The sequence below is a fragment of the Streptomyces atroolivaceus genome (assembly GCF_000717025.1).
Classification (GTDB): Bacteria; Actinomycetota; Actinomycetes; order Streptomycetales; family Streptomycetaceae; genus Streptomyces; species Streptomyces atroolivaceus.
Window position 1 is genome coordinate 217,818 of record NZ_JNXG01000001.1, and the last position, 16,508, is coordinate 234,325.

The 16,508-nt window shown below is 68.8% G+C and carries 14 protein-coding genes, 1 tRNA gene and 2 pseudogenes; 11 read left to right on the forward strand and 6 right to left on the reverse strand.

All coding sequences use genetic code 11. The features are described 5' to 3' along the window. Positions 1-143: 143 nt before the first annotated feature. The 3 genes from OO67_RS00975 (at position 144) to OO67_RS00985 (ending at position 4,318) form a co-directional block, all read left to right on the forward strand. Positions 144-815, forward strand: coding sequence for a sugar transferase (locus OO67_RS00975; protein ID WP_244299992.1), 672 nt, complete (start codon positions 144-146; stop codon positions 813-815). 92 nt (positions 816-907) lie between these two features. After that, positions 908-3,190: a (Fe-S)-binding protein gene (locus tag OO67_RS00980; RefSeq protein WP_033296626.1), complete on the forward strand. Its 2,283-nt coding sequence runs from the start codon at positions 908-910 to the stop codon at positions 3,188-3,190. Between the two features lie 201 nt (positions 3,191-3,391). Beyond that, on the forward strand, positions 3,392-4,318 hold the full coding sequence (locus OO67_RS00985) for a Yip1 family protein (protein ID WP_033296627.1): 927 nt from the start codon (positions 3,392-3,394) through the stop codon (positions 4,316-4,318). A gap of 69 nt (positions 4,319-4,387) precedes the next feature. Here the strand turns inward: OO67_RS00985 and OO67_RS00990 are convergent, their stop codons facing one another. Together OO67_RS00990 and dcd are read right to left on the reverse strand one after the other, a co-directional pair. Further along, on the reverse strand, positions 4,388-4,888 hold the full coding sequence (locus tag OO67_RS00990) for a phosphoribosyltransferase (RefSeq protein WP_033296628.1): 501 nt from the start codon (positions 4,886-4,888) through the stop codon (positions 4,388-4,390). Between the two features lie 6 nt (positions 4,889-4,894). Next, positions 4,895-5,470 carry a dCTP deaminase gene (gene dcd, locus OO67_RS00995; protein ID WP_033296629.1) on the reverse strand — a complete coding sequence of 192 codons (576 nt, stop codon included), beginning with the start codon at positions 5,468-5,470 and terminating at the stop codon, positions 4,895-4,897. A gap of 492 nt (positions 5,471-5,962) precedes the next feature. Between dcd and OO67_RS01000 the strand changes: the two genes are divergently transcribed. Continuing rightward, positions 5,963-6,033: transfer RNA gene (locus OO67_RS01000), tRNA-Gly, on the forward strand. An 18-nt stretch (positions 6,034-6,051) separates the two neighbouring features. On the opposite strand, the gene OO67_RS40740 is transcribed toward OO67_RS01000, so the two are convergent. Next, the gene (locus OO67_RS40740; protein WP_425274632.1) at positions 6,052-6,519 is read right to left on the reverse strand and encodes a WCX domain-containing protein; all 468 of its coding nucleotides are present in this window, start codon (positions 6,517-6,519) and stop codon (positions 6,052-6,054) included. A 6-nt stretch (positions 6,520-6,525) separates the two neighbouring features. Then, positions 6,526-8,925, reverse strand: coding sequence for a PA14 domain-containing protein (locus tag OO67_RS01010; protein WP_033296630.1), 2,400 nt, complete (start codon positions 8,923-8,925; stop codon positions 6,526-6,528). 466 nt (positions 8,926-9,391) lie between these two features. On the opposite strand from OO67_RS01010, the pseudogene OO67_RS37745 reads away from it, so the two are divergent. The 6 genes and pseudogenes from OO67_RS37745 to OO67_RS01030 form a co-directional block, all read left to right on the forward strand. Beyond that, positions 9,392-9,637: pseudogene (locus OO67_RS37745) on the forward strand (RHS repeat-associated core domain-containing protein); the annotation flags it as partial. Continuing rightward, positions 9,565-9,798: pseudogene (locus OO67_RS40595) on the forward strand (transposase); the annotation flags it as partial. The pseudogenes OO67_RS37745 and OO67_RS40595, both read left to right, overlap by 73 nt. A 93-nt stretch (positions 9,799-9,891) precedes the next feature. After that, positions 9,892-10,140, forward strand: coding sequence for a type II toxin-antitoxin system CcdA family antitoxin (locus OO67_RS37755; protein ID WP_033296994.1), 249 nt, complete (start codon positions 9,892-9,894; stop codon positions 10,138-10,140). Continuing rightward, complete coding sequence (locus OO67_RS01020; protein WP_033296631.1) at positions 10,137-10,568, forward strand: hypothetical protein; 432 nt, start codon at positions 10,137-10,139, stop codon at positions 10,566-10,568. The genes OO67_RS37755 and OO67_RS01020 overlap by 4 nt, the downstream gene beginning before the upstream one ends. 307 nt (positions 10,569-10,875) lie before the next feature. Continuing rightward, positions 10,876-11,673 (forward strand): DUF6193 family natural product biosynthesis protein, encoded by a 798-nt coding sequence (locus tag OO67_RS36085; protein WP_157841642.1) that lies wholly within the window; start codon positions 10,876-10,878, stop codon positions 11,671-11,673. Between the two features lie 239 nt (positions 11,674-11,912). Then, entirely contained in the window at positions 11,913-12,866 is a 954-nt protein-coding gene (locus tag OO67_RS01030) for an AraC family transcriptional regulator (RefSeq protein WP_033296632.1), read from the forward strand. 147 nt (positions 12,867-13,013) lie between these two features. On the opposite strand, the gene OO67_RS01035 is transcribed toward OO67_RS01030, so the two are convergent. Beyond that, positions 13,014-13,895 (reverse strand): NAD(P)H-binding protein, encoded by an 882-nt coding sequence (locus OO67_RS01035; protein WP_051709058.1) that lies wholly within the window; start codon positions 13,893-13,895, stop codon positions 13,014-13,016. 1,117 nt (positions 13,896-15,012) lie between these two features. On the opposite strand from OO67_RS01035, the gene OO67_RS01045 reads away from it, so the two are divergent. Continuing rightward, entirely contained in the window at positions 15,013-15,576 is a 564-nt protein-coding gene (locus OO67_RS01045) for a hypothetical protein (RefSeq protein ID WP_033296634.1), read from the forward strand. 250 nt (positions 15,577-15,826) lie between these two features. Here OO67_RS01045 and OO67_RS01050 read toward each other — a convergent pair whose 3' ends face one another. After that, positions 15,827-16,426 (reverse strand): hypothetical protein, encoded by a 600-nt coding sequence (locus tag OO67_RS01050; protein WP_033296635.1) that lies wholly within the window; start codon positions 16,424-16,426, stop codon positions 15,827-15,829. Positions 16,427-16,508: the final 82 nt, after the last annotated feature.

The window sequence follows — 16,508 nt, forward strand, 5'->3', positions numbered from 1 at the left end:
CACCATCGCACCGTGGGATCGTTCTGTCACAAAATGGCATGGAGACGGGCAAACCGTCACGTCATCGACTCCGGGCAGGTGCAATGCGGAACGCGAGGCAGACCGCGGAACGAAGGAAGCGGCGCCCCGGCACATCGGCTCGGGTGAGGAGCTCAAGAGCCGGCCGGGTCCCCCGGGCCGCCCTGGCGGCCGAGCGCGTCGCCGAGCGCCTGGCAGCCGTGACGGCCGAGCGCGTCGCCGGACCGCTGGCCACCCTGACCGCCAAGCGGGCCCTGGACCTGACGCTCGGCACGGCCCTCCTGCTCCTCACGTCCCCCGCACTCGCCCTCGGCGCCCTGGCCCTCACGCTCCGGTCACCCCACGACCGGGGAGGAGTACTGCTGCGCGAGACCAGGGTCGGCCTGGGCGGCCGCCTCTTCGAGCTGCGCTCGCTGCGCACCCGACGCCTCCGGCTCGACCTGCTGTCCCGGCTGCCCCACGTCGTCCGGGGGGAGCTGTCCCTGGTCGGCCCGGCCCCGCTCACCCCCGACGAGGCCGCCCTGCTCGGACCGGCCGCAGGACACTGGCGCCAGGGGCTCAGGCCGGGGCTGACCGGCCTGGCCCAGGTGCGGGCCCGCTCCGGAATGCCCTGGGACGAACCCGCCCTCCTCGACGCGCACTACGCAGAGCATCATGGGACGGGGCTCGACCTGGCGATCCTGGCGCAATCCGTACGCATCCACCTACGTGCGGCGCTACGCGGACCGCGGCGCACGGGGAAGGCTCACCTGAGCGACACAGATCACCGCCTGCCCGGCTACAGCGTGGCGGAATAAGTGGATAGTGTCAGCACAGACTGATTAAGTTACTGCTTAGTAATCGCTTGTACGCGCTGGATCCCACCCTCGCAGGCCCGAGGAGCCCCCAAATGCAACTCGCCGCGATCATCGTGTCGCTGGTGCTGACTGTCGTCGGCGTTGCGCTCATCGCCCGAGCCGTCGCGCAGATCTACCGGTTCGTCCGTCTCGGACAGCCGGTACCGGCAGGCAGCCGCACCGACGACCCCAAGCAGCGCACGATCACCCTGGTCAAGGAGTTCCTCGGCCACACCCGGATGAACCGGTGGGGGATCGTGGGCTTCGCCCACTGGTTCGTAGCGATCGGCTTCCTGACTCTGCCGCCGACGCTGCTCCAGGCGTACGGACAGCTCTTCCAGGCCGACTGGGTGCTCCCCGTCGTCGGTGGCTGGCTGCCGTTCGAGATGTACATCGAGTTCATCGGCATCATGACCGTGCTCGGCATCGTCACGCTGATGGCCATCCGACTGCTGAACCTGCCCTCGCGGGCCGGCCGCAAGTCCCGCTTCGCCGGCTCCAAGGCCTGGCAGGCGTACTTCGTCGAGTACATCATCCTGATCATCGGCCTGGCCATCCTGGCGCTGCGCGGCCTCGAAGGCGCGATCCACCACGTCGAGGGCTACGAGGCCTCCTACTTCGTCTCGTACCCCCTGGTGCTCGCCTTCAAGGGCCTCACGCTCGGCACACTCCAGAACCTGATCTACCTCACGGCGATGATCAAGATCGGCACCTCGCTGATCTGGATGATCACGGTGTCCCTCAACACCAACATGGGTGTCGCCTGGCACCGCTTCCTCGGCTTCCCGAACATCTGGTTCAAGAGGAACGCCGACGGCGCGGTCGCGCTCGGCGCGCTGCAGCCGATGACCACGGGCGGCAAGGAGATCGACTGGGAGGACCCGGGCGAGGACGACACCTTCGGTGTCTCCCAGGTCGAGCAGTTCTCCTGGAAGGGCATCCTCGACTTCTCCACGTGCACCGAGTGCGGCCGCTGCCAGTCGCAGTGCCCGGCCTGGAACACCGGCAAGCCGCTCTCCCCGAAGCTCCTCATCATGTCCCTGCGCGACCACGCGCACGCCAAGGCCCCGTATCTGCTGGCCGGCGGCGGCAAGGACATGGAGGGCAACGAGAAGGCCACCGAGGAGCAGCTCAAGGACGTCCCCGCGGCCGCCCTCGCGGAGGCCGAGCGCCCCCTCATCGGCACCGCCGAGGAGAACGGCGTCATCGACCCGGACGTGCTGTGGTCCTGCACCACCTGCGGCGCGTGCGTGGAGCAGTGCCCGGTCGACATCGAGCACATCGACCACATCGTCGACATGCGCCGCTACCAGGTGATGATCGAGTCCGCGTTCCCGTCCGAGGCGGGCACGATGCTCAAGAACCTGGAGAAGAAGGGCAACCCCTGGGGGCTCGCCAAGAAGCAGCGCGTCGAGTGGACCAAGGAGGTCGACTTCGAGGTCCCGATCGTCGGCAAGGACGTCGAGGACCTCAGCGAGGTCGACTACCTGTACTGGGTCGGCTGCGCGGGCGCCCTCGAGGACCGGGCCAAGAAGACGACGAAGGCCTTCGCGGAGCTCCTCCACATCGCGGGCGTCAAGTTCGCGATCATGGGCGGCGACGAGAAGTGCACCGGTGACTCCGCCCGCCGCCTCGGCAACGAGCCGCTGTTCCAGCAGCTCGGCCAGGAGAACGTCGCGATGCTGAACATGGCGTTCGGCGAGTCCGCCCCAGGCGAGGAAGGGGAGGACGACTCGACCAAGAAGCCGAAGGCGTCGAAGAAGATCGTCGCGACCTGCCCGCACTGCTTCAACACCATCGCGAACGAGTACCCGCAGCTCGGCGGCGAGTACGAGGTCATCCACCACACCCAGCTGCTCCAGCACCTGGTGGACGAGGGCAAGCTGATCCCGGTGACGCCGGTCGAGGGTCTGATCACGTACCACGACCCCTGCTACCTGGGCCGTCACAACAAGATCTACACGCCCCCGCGCGAGATCATCGCGAAGGTCCCGGGTCTGCGGAACGAGGAGATGCACCGCCACAAGGAGCGCGGCTTCTGCTGCGGCGCCGGTGGTGCCCGGATGTGGATGGAGGAGCGGATCGGCAAGCGCATCAACAACGAGCGCGTCGACGAAGCCCTCTCCCTCAACCCGGACATCGTCTCCACCGCCTGCCCGTTCTGCCTCGTCATGCTGACCGACTCGGTCAACGGCAAGAAGAACGACGGCAAGGCGAAGGAGTCGGTGCAGGTCGTCGACGTGTCGCAGCTGCTCCTGGAGTCGGTGAAGACACCCGCCGACCCGGCGGGCGACGCGGAGACGGCCGACCAGCCGGAACCGGAACCCGTCCAGTAGCTGTCTCCCACCACGGAAGCGGCCGGACCTGCCTCGGGGGCAGGACCGGCCGCTTCCGTCCGTCCTGGGTGCTGCCAGGGGCCCGCAGGGTGCCACAGACCCCCCAGGGTTCCCCTAGGGGATGTCACAGCTAGGCCGCAATGGGGCCGGTGTTCCCCCGGCCCTCACACCGCGCCCCCACGGACCAGGTACGTTCGATGTGTGGCTGGATTCAGGATCGGACGCGGCCGGGACAACCGCACACGGCAGCAACACCCGCAGCAGCAACAGCCGTACGGCGCGCAGGCATCACCGCCGCCGTACGGCGGGCAGTCGTGGCCGCCGGCAGGTGGCAACGGCGCACCGTACGGAGGCCCGCAGGGCGCTCCGTACGGCGGCGGGCACGGCGGCAACGGGCCCGGGGGTGGTAACGGGCAGGCAGGCGGGCACGGCGAACCGGAGTACTTCGGCGACCCGCACCACCAGCCCTCGCAGCGGGACCCGTACGCCAACGCCCCGGGTCACACCCAGGCGTTCAGCATCAACGAGGACCCGTACGGCGACGGGAACACCTACCAGGCCGGCCAGGCCCCCGCGCACCCCTCGGGACCCAGGCTGCAGTGGAAGCAGCTGCTGAGCGGCATCGTGATGCGGCCGGGACCGACGTTCTGGCAGATGCGCGACTACCCCGTCTGGGGCCCCGCGCTCGTCGTCACCTTCGTGTACGGCCTGCTCGCGCTCTTCGGCTTCGACCAGGCGCGCGACGAGGCGATCCACGCGGAGGTCTCCACGGCCGCCCCGTACGTGATCTTCACGGGCGTCGGCTTCGTCATCGGCGGACTGGTCCTCGGCGCGGTCACCCACACCCTGGCGCGCCAGCTCGGCGGCACGGGCTCCTGGCAGCCGACCGTGGGCCTGTCGATGCTCATCATGTCGATCACGGACGCACCCCGCCTGATCTTCGCCCTCTTCCTCGGCGGCGAGAACTCCCTGGTCCAGATCCTCGGCTGGATGACCTGGCTGGCCGCCGGAGCGCTCTTCACCTCCATGGTGAGCAAGTCGCACGACCTGCCGTGGCCGAAGGCCCTGGGCGCCTCCGGGATCCAGCTGATCGCGCTGCTCTCGATCATCAAGCTCGGCACGATCTGACCCTGCTCCGACACGTAGGAGGGCCCCGGTGCACGGCACCGGGGCCCTCCCGTTTCGCTTCAGGGCTGATCAGGAGTCGAGAACCTGACCCTCACGACGCACGACGGGCTTCTCCACGCTCCACGGGAAGTTGATCCACTGATCGGTCTTCTTCCACACGTACTCGCATTTCACGAGCGACTGCGGCTTCTCGTAGATGACCGCGCTGCGCACCTCGGCCACATGGTCGATACAGAAGTCGCGGACCAGCTTCAGCGTCTTTCCGGTATCGGCGACGTCATCGGCGATGAGAACCTTCTTCTGCGTGAAGTCGATGGCATTCGGGACGGGCGCCAGCATGACCGGCATTTCCAGCGTGGTCCCGACCCCGGTGTAGAACTCGACGTTCACCAGATGAATGTTCTTGCAGTCCAGGGCATACGCCAGACCGCCCGCGACGAAGACCCCGCCCCGAGCGATGCTCAGCACGACATCCGGCTCGAAGCCGTCGTCGGCCACCGCCTGAGCCAACTCGCGTACGGCGTGCCCGAAGGCCTCGTACGTCAGATTCTCCCGCATCTCACCAGCCATGCCGTATCACACCTGAGTCCTGTGGAAATTCATGTAAGAACGCGAGGCGGTCGGCCCTCGCTGGCCCTGGTAGCGCGATCCGTAGCGCTCGGATCCGTACGGGAACTCGGAGGACGAAGTCAGCCGGAACATACAGAGCTGCCCGATCTTCATTCCCGGCCAGAGCTTTATCGGCAACGTCGCCAGATTCGACAGCTCCAGGGTGACGTGCCCCGAGAAACCGGGGTCGATGAACCCGGCCGTGGAATGGGTCACCAGTCCGAGCCGCCCCAGCGAGCTCTTCCCCTCCAGTCGCGACGCCAGGTCGTCGGGGAGTGAGATGACCTCGTAGGTCGAGGCGAGGACGAACTCCCCGGGGTGGAGGATGAACGCCTCGTCACCGTCCGGCTCGACCTGACGGGTCAGGTCCACCTGCTCGACGGCGGGATCGATATGCGGATAGCGGTGGTTCTCGAACACCCGGAAGTAGCGGTCCAACCGCACATCGATGCTCGAGGGCTGCACCATCGAAGCGTCGAACGGGTCAATGCGAACCCGCCCGGCATCGATCTCGGCCCGGAGGTCCTTATCTGAGAGAAGCACGCACCGAGGATACGCAGAACGCGCGAGCCGGCCCCAACCGGACCGACCCGCGCGCCTGACTCACACCTCCGGCGCTCCCTCGAACGCCAACGGAACTAGCGCTCCTCGAACACCACAGGAACGGCCTGCCTCAACCGCGCGCAGCGCGGACAGCGGATGAGCCGCCCGGGACCGATCCGCTCGGACCCGAGCTGCTGCATCGGGAACGACGAGGTAGTGAAAACGTGCCCCTCGGCACAGCGGACGACGGTGCGCTCCATCGACGACATCAAGTCCCTTCCCCAACCAGCCTTGGACGAGACCGCCACATTAGGGGATGAACAGGACGCCACTCCAGGCGGCACTCCGTCCACCCACGCTACGCCCTCAACTCCCCCCACCCTCACGCGCATCCACACTCCGGAACGACCCACGGGCCCCGCGACGGACACGCCGGGGGCCTGCGATGGGGTACAGTGTGGGACGATGCATCGCCGATCATCAGCGTGCCTCGCGGGTGTAGTTTAATGGTAGAACATGAGCTTCCCAAGCTCAGAGCGCGAGTTCGATTCTCGTCACCCGCTCTTTCACGAACCCCCAGGTCATGGACCTGGGGGTTCGTCGTTGCCAGACTTCCCCGGCGTCGCGCACCACCTGCGCACCACCTGGGCCCTTGTTCTCGTAGGCTCGGGCGAGTATCGCTGCGGTGGCGGCCACGACCTGGGGGAGTTCGGCCCGTGCAACGACCTCGGCATCCCCCCGAGCCTCAGCAACTCGCAGCAGGCGTGCTCGGTGCCCTCGACCGGGATGACCGCCTCGACCCGTCCGTCGTCACCGCCGGCGGTCGCGGTGGAGCCGAAGGCCCTCACCACCGCAAGGGCAACGTTGCCGAGCAAGCGCCGGCGTTCCCGGGGAGAAAGGCGGACGGTGGCTGTGCCGACATAGCAGCGGGCCTGGAAGTCATCGGGGTAGGAGACCCAGTACACGCCCAGGTCGAAGTCCTGCGGCCGGTCGAACCGCTCGTCGCCCAGCATGGGAGGGGACCGAAGAACCCTTCGGTCCCCTCCCATGTCCGGTCAGAGCCAGGAGTCCCAGATGCCGTACGCCGTCGATCGGGTCACGGCCTCGACGCCCGAGGCGTCGAGCCGTACGACGCGGTAGTAGTACAGGCCGAGCCGGTCCTCGTGCACCGTGGTGTCCATGTAGAACGCGGCGTCACCCATCGCGCCCTCCGCCAGGGCCACGTAGGCGGCGGTGGCAGGGTCCCAGCGCTCCACGCGGTAGCTCGCGAACCGGGAACAGTCCCCGAGTCCGGAGCTTTCGGAGCAGCCGACGTACAGATCCGGGTACTGGCCCTCACGGACCTCGGTCTCCGTCCAGCCTGGCGGCCGGGTGTCGGGCAGGGTGACCGAGACCTCGGCGGGGTGGAGGACGTCGAGTGGATCGTCGCGGTGATCGTCCATCGCGGCCACCTTGTAGACGTGGGTGGCGCCGTCCGGCACTGTCGGGCAGAGGATTTCGGTCCTGGTCAGGGAGCTGCCGGTCCAGCAGTCGTTCTTCCAGACCGTCTCACCGCTGTCCGGGTCGGTGACGCCCTGCCACGCGCGGTAGCCGGAGACATCGGTGTCGGCGGGCGGCGTCCAGGTCAGCCGGACGCCGAGCGGGACGCGCTCCGCGGTCAGGTCCTGGACCGGGGCCGGACGCTGCGTGTCCGGGGTGGTCTCCGTGGCGGGCGGGCCGGCCTGCGACACATGTCCGTACCGGTCGATCGTCACGACTCGGTACTCGTACGTCGTCTCCGACTTGCCCTGGACGTCCCAGCAGCTGCCGTTGACCTGTTTGCGGGCGGACAGAGGAGCATCGTCGTCCGCCCAGGTCCAGTACGTGTCCGGGTCATCCAGCGGCTGGTCCACTGAGCTGTTCGGCTTGCACTGGTCCACGACGTCGGTCTCGCCGGTCGCGGTGTCGGTCCGGATGATCTTGTACGTGGGAAGGGGCTGCTCGTCGACGGTCCACGGGTCGACGCTGCTCCACTCGACCATCACGCCCTCGTCGAAACTGTCGGCAGTGGTCTTGAACGCGGGGATCGCCTCCGGCCGGTCGGCCATCTTCAGAGTGATCTCCACCGGCGCGGCAGGGTTGCCCCTGGCGTCCAGCGAGCGCACCGCGTACCGGTAGCTGTCGGCGACGGCGGCCGACTGGCGCGGCACGACGTCGGTCCGGGTGGTGGGGCTCCCGTCGGGAAGAGCGTCGGTGTGGTCGCCGGTCGCCGGGTCGTACTGGAGGACCTGGTAGGAGGCGGCCCCGGCGACGGGCGACCACACCAGATGCGGAACGCCCGACCGGTACTCGGCGCGGAGCCCTGTGACGGCGGCGGGCGGGGTCAGGTCGGGGGTGGTGAACGTCGTGGCGGCCGAGTACGCCGACCAGTTCCCGGCGGCGTCCCGGGCCCGCCCCCGGTAGGTGACCTTGCTGCCGTCGGCCCGGTAACCGGTGTCGCAGATGGCACCCTTGGTGCCGGAGTAGATGGTGCTCCAGCTCTTCGTGGTGGCGTCGAGCCGCTGCATCTCGTACCGGGCGATGTCGGCGGCATTCTGTGCGGTGGTGACCAGCTCCGGTGCCGCGTAGGGCTGGTCGGCCGGGCAGGCATCCCATTCGACGAAGGGCGCGGCGGGCGGCGTCCTGTCGACGGTGATGACGAGCTTGTCGGAGCTGCCGCCGGATACATTGCCCGCCTTGTCGACGGCCCGCACCTCGTAGTAGTAGGCCGCTCCGGTCTTGGGCAGCGCGCTGTCGGTGTACGACGTGGCGGTGGTCGTCGCGAGCTGCTTGCCGTACGTCGCGCCCTTCAGCCGCCGGTAGACCCGGTAGTTCGCCAGGTCCATCTCCTTGCTCCTGGTCCAGGTGAGCTTGGCGGCGCCGGTGGCGGAGTTGTACGAGACGGCCGTGCCAGTCGGAATGAGGGGCTTGACCTTGTCGTAGGCGGCGGAGGTGCGTGGCGTATAGGCGAACCTGACGTTCGCGGAACCTGTCCAGTTGACGAAGTCGAAGCGGATCGTGTGCTTGCCCGCGGGGATCGTCACATTGACCGTCTTCTTGACGGTGGCGGAGACGTTCTTCCATACGTCGATCTTGCGGACGCCATCGACATAGACGCGCATTCCGTCCAGGGCGGAGGCCGTGAACGTGAAGGGGCCACCGGAGCCGAAGTCGCGTGTCACCGACCAACGCACGCCGAAGTTGTTGGACGGCACGCCGGAGACAGGGGCTCCGCTGCCCCAGTTCTGGTCGATCGTGGAATCGCAGTCCGTCTTCTTCGGCGTGCCCGAGAACGTCGTGTTCGCGAAGAACTGCCGTGTGAAGACGGGGGAAGTACAGTTCACCGCCGCGGAAGCAGGTACGGCGGTGGCGTAGAGCACTCCGCCTGCCGTGGCCAGAGCCAAGGCGGTGGCGGTCGTGCGTCTGGCTGGGTTCATCAAGTCCTTCAGTCCTGTTCGGCGGCCGATGTCGGTCAGACGTCGCCGAACAAGACAGACAGGAGGGCCGGTTGGTTGTACGAGCCTCAGCCGTGACAGCTCAGCCGCTGGGGCACGGTCTCCGTAGCGACTCCCGTGCCCCATCCGTGCCCAGCAGAGCGGACAACAGCGGTCAGGTGTGGTTCCCAGAGACCGTAGCCATACACGCCGCCTGACGGGAAAATGCAGGTCAGAGCCCCTTCAACGGCCCAAGAACCGTTGATTCCCAAGCTCAGAGCGCGAGTTCGATTCTCGTCACCTGCTCCATGAAAAGCCCCAGGCCAGCGGCCGGGGGCTTCTTTGTCGTCCGGATCACGCTACGTCTTACGGGGCCGGTCTGTTCATCCTGACCGGCCCGCGCCTCCGGTCGCACGCCCTGTCGATCCCGTCCATGCGTCGCAGGCCACAGGTCCACGGAGACCGCGCCATAGCCTGGCGCACCCGCACGACCATCCGGGGCACGACCGCCTGGGCTCGGACGAGCACCGCCTACACTCCTCTGCGTTTCCCCGGCCAGTACTACGACCCAGAAACCGGCCTGCACTACAACCTCTTCCGCCACCACGATCCGGCGGCCGGTCGCTACGTCTCTCCTGATCCCCTCGGACTGGCGCCCGGACCCGACCCCGTCGCCTGCGGCCCCTCGCCGTGCTGGCCGACCGGGCCTACTCCTCCCGCGCCATCCGCGGCCACCTCCGGCGCCGGGGAGTCCAGGCGGTGATCCCGCAGCCTTCCGACCAGACCAGCCACCGCCTGCGGCGGGGCCGCCGAGGCGGCTGCCCACCCAGCTTCGACCGCGAGGTCTACAAGCAGGGGAACACCGTCGAGTGGTGCACCAAACCCCACCGGTTTCATCATGCGACCTCGACTGTGGAGCGTCAGGGGAAGCCACAAGCCCTCCTATGCATACTCCAGTATGCTTGCCGTATGTCCTCAACGACTCGCATCACCGTCACGCTACCCAGCGACCAGGTGGCGGAGCTCCGCAAGCTCACGGACAACGTCTCCGGCTACGTGGCTGAAGCCGTGGCCCGCCAGATTCGGCACCAGTTGCTGAGCGACGACCTTCGCCGCCACGAGGAAGAGCATGGAGGCTTCAGCGACGAGGAACTCGCCGATGCCCGCGCGAGGATCTTCGGCTCCGCCGGCTCTTCCAAGGACGCGGAGGCCGCGTGAGCGAGCGCATCGAAACCGTCGTCCTGGACTCGGAAGGACTGGCCGCCTGGGTCGCGCAGGACCGCAAGCTCCTCGCGATGCTGCAGGTCTTCCACAACATGGGAGCCGACCTGGTGATCGGGGCGAACACCATCGTGGAAGTCAGCCACTCCCGTATCAACATCCCTCGTTTGAACTGGGCCCTGTCCCGGGCCAAGGTGGAACCGGTCACCGAACAGGCGGCCAAGGCTGCGGCGGCGCTCCTCAAAGGCGCCGCGCTGCACGGGCACAAGTACGCCATCGACGCCACGGTCGCCGAGGTCGCGCTCCGGCAGCCGAAACCCGTCGCCCTGCTGACGTCCGACAGCGATGACATGGCCAGGCTCTGCGGCAACCAGGTCCGCGTCATCCCCCTCTGGCCCGTGGGCCCGCCCGGAGCATTGACCTGAACCCCATTCATGCCCAGCGGAGCGGACAACAGCGGTCAGGTACGGTGCCCGGAGACCGCTCCGGCCTTGCACGTCCAGACCAAATGTGCAGGTCAGAGCCGATGTAGTCGTTCAAGAACCGTTGATTCGCAAGCTCGGAGCGCGAGTTCGATTCTCGTCACCCGCTCCATGAAAAAGCCCCAGGCCAGCGGCCGGGGGCTTGCTCGTTGGCGCGAGCGCGCTGTGTCGCCCGTGCCCGTTGCGTGCCCGTCCGCACTTCGGCACGATCGGCCCGGCCGGCCTCGGTATCACCGCCTAAGGTGTGCGCATGCCCGAACGCTCAAGCGAAGTGCCGCCCGAGCTCTATCCAGAGCTGGCTGCGGCGGGCGGCCTGAGAGGTGCGCTGGCGCGCGAGGCGGTGCGGCACGGGCACCGTGCCGCACCGCTGGGTCCCGTTGAGGGGTACGATCCCGCGGTCGCGGCATGCTGCGCACGCGGAGAGGCACGGTTCGCCGTATACGCGACCAGCACCGACGAACGCGAGTTCCGCATCGAGATCTCCACGGACACCGGATGGCTTTGGGGAGCCTTCGGCAGCACCGGTGACCTCGCTGTGGTCGACGCCATCCTGCACGCCTGGCGTGAGGGGGCCTCGATCGAGCAACTGCGGCGCGGGTGGACCCTGCTCGCGGCGAGCCCGCTGGAAGCGGCACCGCCGGGGAGGGTCGTCCCGACCGCATGGCGGCTCACCTTGGAGCGCTCGCCGGTGATCAGGCTGGGCGACGCCGAACTGGCCGAGGCCTTGTATGCGCAGCCGGCCCTGCGCGTGTTCTTCCCGTTCCCGTCGCACGGGCAGTTCAGCCTCCTCAGCAGTACGGATGATCCCTTCTTCGAGGAGGTACCACGTGCGGTGCCGAACGGAGACGGACTGTGGGACGTGGTTCTCCACTGGTCACGGTGGTCGCCGCACATTCCGTCGCGGGTGATCGGATCCCGCCTCGGCGCCCGCGAGAGCGCGGCGCTGATAGCGGCGAACATTCCCGCGGGTAGCGGCCCGGCCGTCGAAGGAGGCTGGCCGCACCCGCCGCCCCTGGAGACCCCGGTGATCGGCCACATCGACGGCTGACGCCGACGGCCCCCGATCACCGGGATGCCGGGTAGCCACCGCCACCGCACCCGGCAGCGTCTTCACGCGAGGGCGCCGGCCTCTGTATCGACGGCACCGACGTCCAGGTGCGGCGTCACCGTGCCGGCCGCCCACGGCACAAGTCGCTCTCCAGCACCGCCGTGATGCTGGTCTGCTCCGTCTCGGACGCGCGACAGGGGCCCGGGACGCCTCGTGAACTACCTGCCTATCGTTGTCCCATGGACGTGTTCGACGAGCTGTTGCTGGGCGTGCGGGGCAAGGGTGCGGTGTTCGGTCGTTCGGTGCTGTGGCCGCCGTGGTCGCTGCGGTTCAGCGACGGCGCGTACCTGACCCTGTGCGTACCACTGCGCGGCGCCGGATGGATCGTGCCGGAGGCCGGCGAGGCGCGGCATGTGGGGCTCGGCGAGACCGCGATCGTCCGGGGGCCCGCACCGTTCTGCTTCACCGACGACCCGGTGAACGCCACGGCGACGGAGCAGCCGACGGGCGTACGGGAGGTGCACTGGGGCGAGGACGCGCCGGACGCTGCTGACCGGGACCTCGAACTCAGCTGCTCCACCGTGCTGTTGGCTGCCGCGTACGACGTACGGGAGCAGGTCCCGCAGCGGCTGCTCCGTGCTCTGCCGCCGGTCGTGGTGGTACCCGACGAGCAGGACTGCTCGCCGATGCGGGACTACCTGGAGTCGCAGATCGGTGGTGGCCGGCCGGGACACCAGATCGTCCTCGACCGGCTTCTGGACTGGCTGCTGGTGTGCACGCTGCGGGACTGGTTCGACCGTCCGGAGGCCGAGCCGCCGGGGTGGTACGGCGCACTCGGCGACGAGGTGGCGGGGCCCGTCCTGCGCGCGATCCACGAGGATCCCGCGCACCCATGGACGACGGCGGAGCTGGCAAGCCGGGCGGGGGTGTCGAGGACGACCTTGGCGAAGCGGTTCACGGAGCTGGTCGGGACCGGGCCGGTGGCGTATCTCACCGAGTGGCGGATGACGCTCGCAGCCGATCTGCTGACCCGGCCGGACTTGACGGTGGGGGCGGTGGCCCGGCGGGTCGGCTACGCGGATGCGTTCGGCTTCAGCGCGGCGTTCAAACGGCTCCGCGGCGAGAGCCCGAGCACGTACCGGCGGGAGGCCGCCGCCACCCCCGTGCCGGACCGGGCCGTACCGGCGGGCTGATTCCGCCGGCGCGCGGCCGGCCCGCACCGGTCGGCGCATCCAGCCGCTCCGGCGGAGAAGAGGGGCCGGTGCGCCCCGGCGGCGTACGGGGGGCCGGGCGGCGCCGGAGCCCTCCGACGCCTTCCCCGCCACCTGCTCCGGCTCCTCTCAGGACCAGGCGCCCGCCGCCGCCGCGTCACGGACGAAGTCGGCGATGTCGCGCGGTGGGCGGCCGAGCGCTCTCCTTACTCCGTCCGTGACCGGGGCTTCCTGGCTCGTGCGGATCGGCTTCATCCCGTCGGTCCAGATCGCGGCCTCGTCCTCGGGCAGTCCCTGTGCCACCAGCCCGGCCCGGAAGGCGGCTTCCTCCACCGGGACGTAGGCGGCGCGCGTGCCGGTCACCTTCGCGATCTCGTCGAGTACGTCGGCGATGCCCAGCGCCCGGGGGCCGGAGAGTTCGTACACCTCGCCGTCGTGGCCGTCCTCGGTCAGAGCCGCCACCGCCACCGCCGCGATGTCGTCGGCGTCGACGAACGCGGCGGCCCCGCCGCCGGTGGGCAGGGCCAGTTCGCCGGCACGTACGCCGTCGAGGAAGACGCCCTCACTGAAGTTCTGGGCGAACCAGCCGGGCCGCAGGATCGTCCAGGAGGCGCCGGATGCGCGGACGGCCGCCTCGCCCTCCGCATGAGGGCCGCCGTCCTCGTAGAAGGGGCCGAAGTAGCCGGGCACGTCCACGCCCCGGGCCGAGAGCAGCACCAGCCGCCGCACCCCGCTCGCAACGGCCTGCTCGACGAAGGCGGGCGTCGGGGAGGGCGAGCTGTCCAGCGGGACGATGTAGACGGCGTCGACCCCGTCGAGGGCCGCCTGCCAGGTCGTCCGGTCCGCCCAGTCGAAGGGGGTCTCCCCGGACCGTGAGGCCGCTCGGGTCTTCACGCCCAGCTCGCGGAGCCGGGCCGCCGTCCTCCGCCCCGTCTTGCCGGTGCCGCCGGTCACCAGCACGGTCTTCCCGGTGCTCATCGTGTCCGTGTGTGTCGTGTTCGTCTGCGTCATACCGCAAGCTTGGCCGCGCCGGTGGGCCGCGACCATGGCTCATCGTCCGGGAGGGATGTCCGCCCGTCCGTGGTCATGCCGCACGTGAACGACGGACGATTCCGGTCCGGGTACCGACTCGGCGGCGAGCAGTCCCCCGGAGCATCATCGACAAGGGGTTTCCAGGTGACCGGCGCACAGGGCGGAACAGGCGACGCCAAGGGTGCCTCGACGGGAGTTCGCGTGACGACGAACAATGGCTCTCGCAAGGGGACAAGAGGATCGTCCCGGTGCCCGCAGGCAGCCGCACGGATCACTCGCTCGTCAGGCGTCTCGCCGAGGGATGCCGGACAGCGGGGGTCGGCGCCGTCCCTGGCCGTCGATCCCGGGACCGGAGACCGAGCCGTACTGCGGCGCGTACCGCCTGGACCAGCGCATCGTCGCCTCTGTCTGCCTCCACCGCGAGCCGGGCGGGCGTACCGTCGTGCTCAGCCCGTGCGGCGTCTGCCGCGAACGACTGGCGGTCCACGGTCCGAAGGTCCTGGTCGCCGTTGCCGACCGGGAGGATCCGGCCGTCGTCGTGTGGAAGCTCCTCAGGGACGTGCTCCCCGCCTACTGGATGACTGCCTTCCCCGACGAGACGGACCCGGGTGGACGTCTGAGCCCGGTAGCTCGGGCCGCACCGGATGCGCACCACCATGCTCGGCACCCGCTCCGCGCCGGATCCCCGGCGAACGGCCAAGGGGCTTCTCCTGTCGGAGTGCGGCTGCGAATCGAGCAGTGCATTACAGGCTCCGTGGATCGATGGGTGAAATCGACGTGTGGCATAACAGCCCCGCTCCCGATTCCGACGCCCCACTCCACGATTCCGTTCACGACGACGCCATTCCGTGGGGCCGGGACCGCCACCCCGAACGGTTCCGAGTTCACCCGGCGGGAATGGAAAGCACCCTTGAAGATATATCCCCGAGGCGCCGGACCCGCAGAAGGACCGCTAAGGGACCACAGGAGGAACCACAGGATGGACCGCAGGAGGGGCCGCACCTCTGCGGGATTCTCCGACACAACGCTCGACCGGCTGAGAGAAGCCATCACCTCCGGATCGGGATGCGTGACCAAGAAGGGTTGATCTTCTCAAATGATGCACAACAGCGACAGCCTGGCCGCGGAATTCGAGCGACTCCGGTCCCGCCCGGGTACCGGATCCGCACCGCCGGTTCTCGCTCTCTTCGTCGTCGATGTCCCCGGTGACGCCGCGGGGTACGAGCAGCGCCTGCGTTCGGTCCTCTCACCCGCTGTACGACTGGGTGGTACTGCGGATTTCGAGCGGGAGAGCCTCCCGGTCGACGGTGTTCCGGACTGGTTCGCCGCCGTGAGTTCCGGTAACGAGGAGCGGGCCCCGCACTTCGCGAGGACCGGCTACGACGGATATGTGGGGCACACAGGGGGCAGCCGGCCGTGGGAGCTGCAGAGCTGGCTGTTCCGCTTCGACCCCGAGGAGGACTCCCGAGGCTGGGAGTGGTGGGACGCCACACGGGCCGGACCGTCCCGCGTCCACATCTGGACGGACAGCCAGGGGGAGTCCCTCTTCGGCTGTCAGGACCTGCTCTGGGCCGCCTACGCAGCGGGCGCGGTCCGGGTCGACGGCCCCGCCATCCAGAAGTCCGCCGTGTGGTCGGCGGAGCGGGGAGCTGAGCGCTGACGCGCGCGAACACCGCGGGAGGCCTCAGCGGCCCCGGCCCACCCCCTTCCGCGACCACCACCCCGGCCTCCGGACGCCGTCGCCGCGGAATCCGGCTCCCGCCCACGCAGAACGCCCGGCTGGGAGACCCCAGCCGGGCGTCCGGCCGAACTGCTGTCGACAGCCCTCTCGACCAGCGGGTCACTACACCCTCCGGAATGCGCCACCGGAAAGCTCGTGCCTCCGCCGTGGCCCCCGGGCTGCCCTCGGATCAGATCGTCGGTGTGTCGTCCACGATCTCCTGGTGCGGTTCGACCACGAACTTCCAGCCCTCGCTGGGCTCCAGGAAACGCACTCGGGTCGGGTAGATGTCCAGGGCGCGGCGGTCGCGGTTCTGGCTGTTCGTGTTCTTGCGCGCCCGGGCCGGCTCCTCGTACAGGTCGACCTTGATGTCCGGGACCGCGACGATTTCCTCGCTCCAGCGCTGAACGACCCCCGCGCCGAACGCGTCCCGCGCGGCGGAGTAGAGGGACTCCAGGGACTCCTTGTTGCCGCCGGGCACGAAGAGGGCGAGGTTCAGGAGGACGCCGGCACTCTGGAGGACCTCGATCTCCTCCCCCGCCTTGTCGGCGATCCAGATCCCAGCCTCTTCGGCATTGCCGGGGAGGACGTGGATTTCCTCACCGAAGACCGTCCTCGCGACAAAGGCCCCTCCCTCGAAGTTCTTGCCCGGCTCCGTGAGGAAAGCCGGGGCGTAGCATTCGAGAGGAAGGCCTTCCATCCCTGCCGAGACGAAGATACCGTCCTGAAGACCCAAGCCTGAAATCTCCTCGGCCGTAAGACGTCGAGCCGTAACCTTCTCGGTGTTCACGCCATTCCCCTTTAATCGTGGCGTCCTGTGAATTCATTAAGACTCTACCACGAAAAGGATCATCCTCTTCCCGTCGAAGATG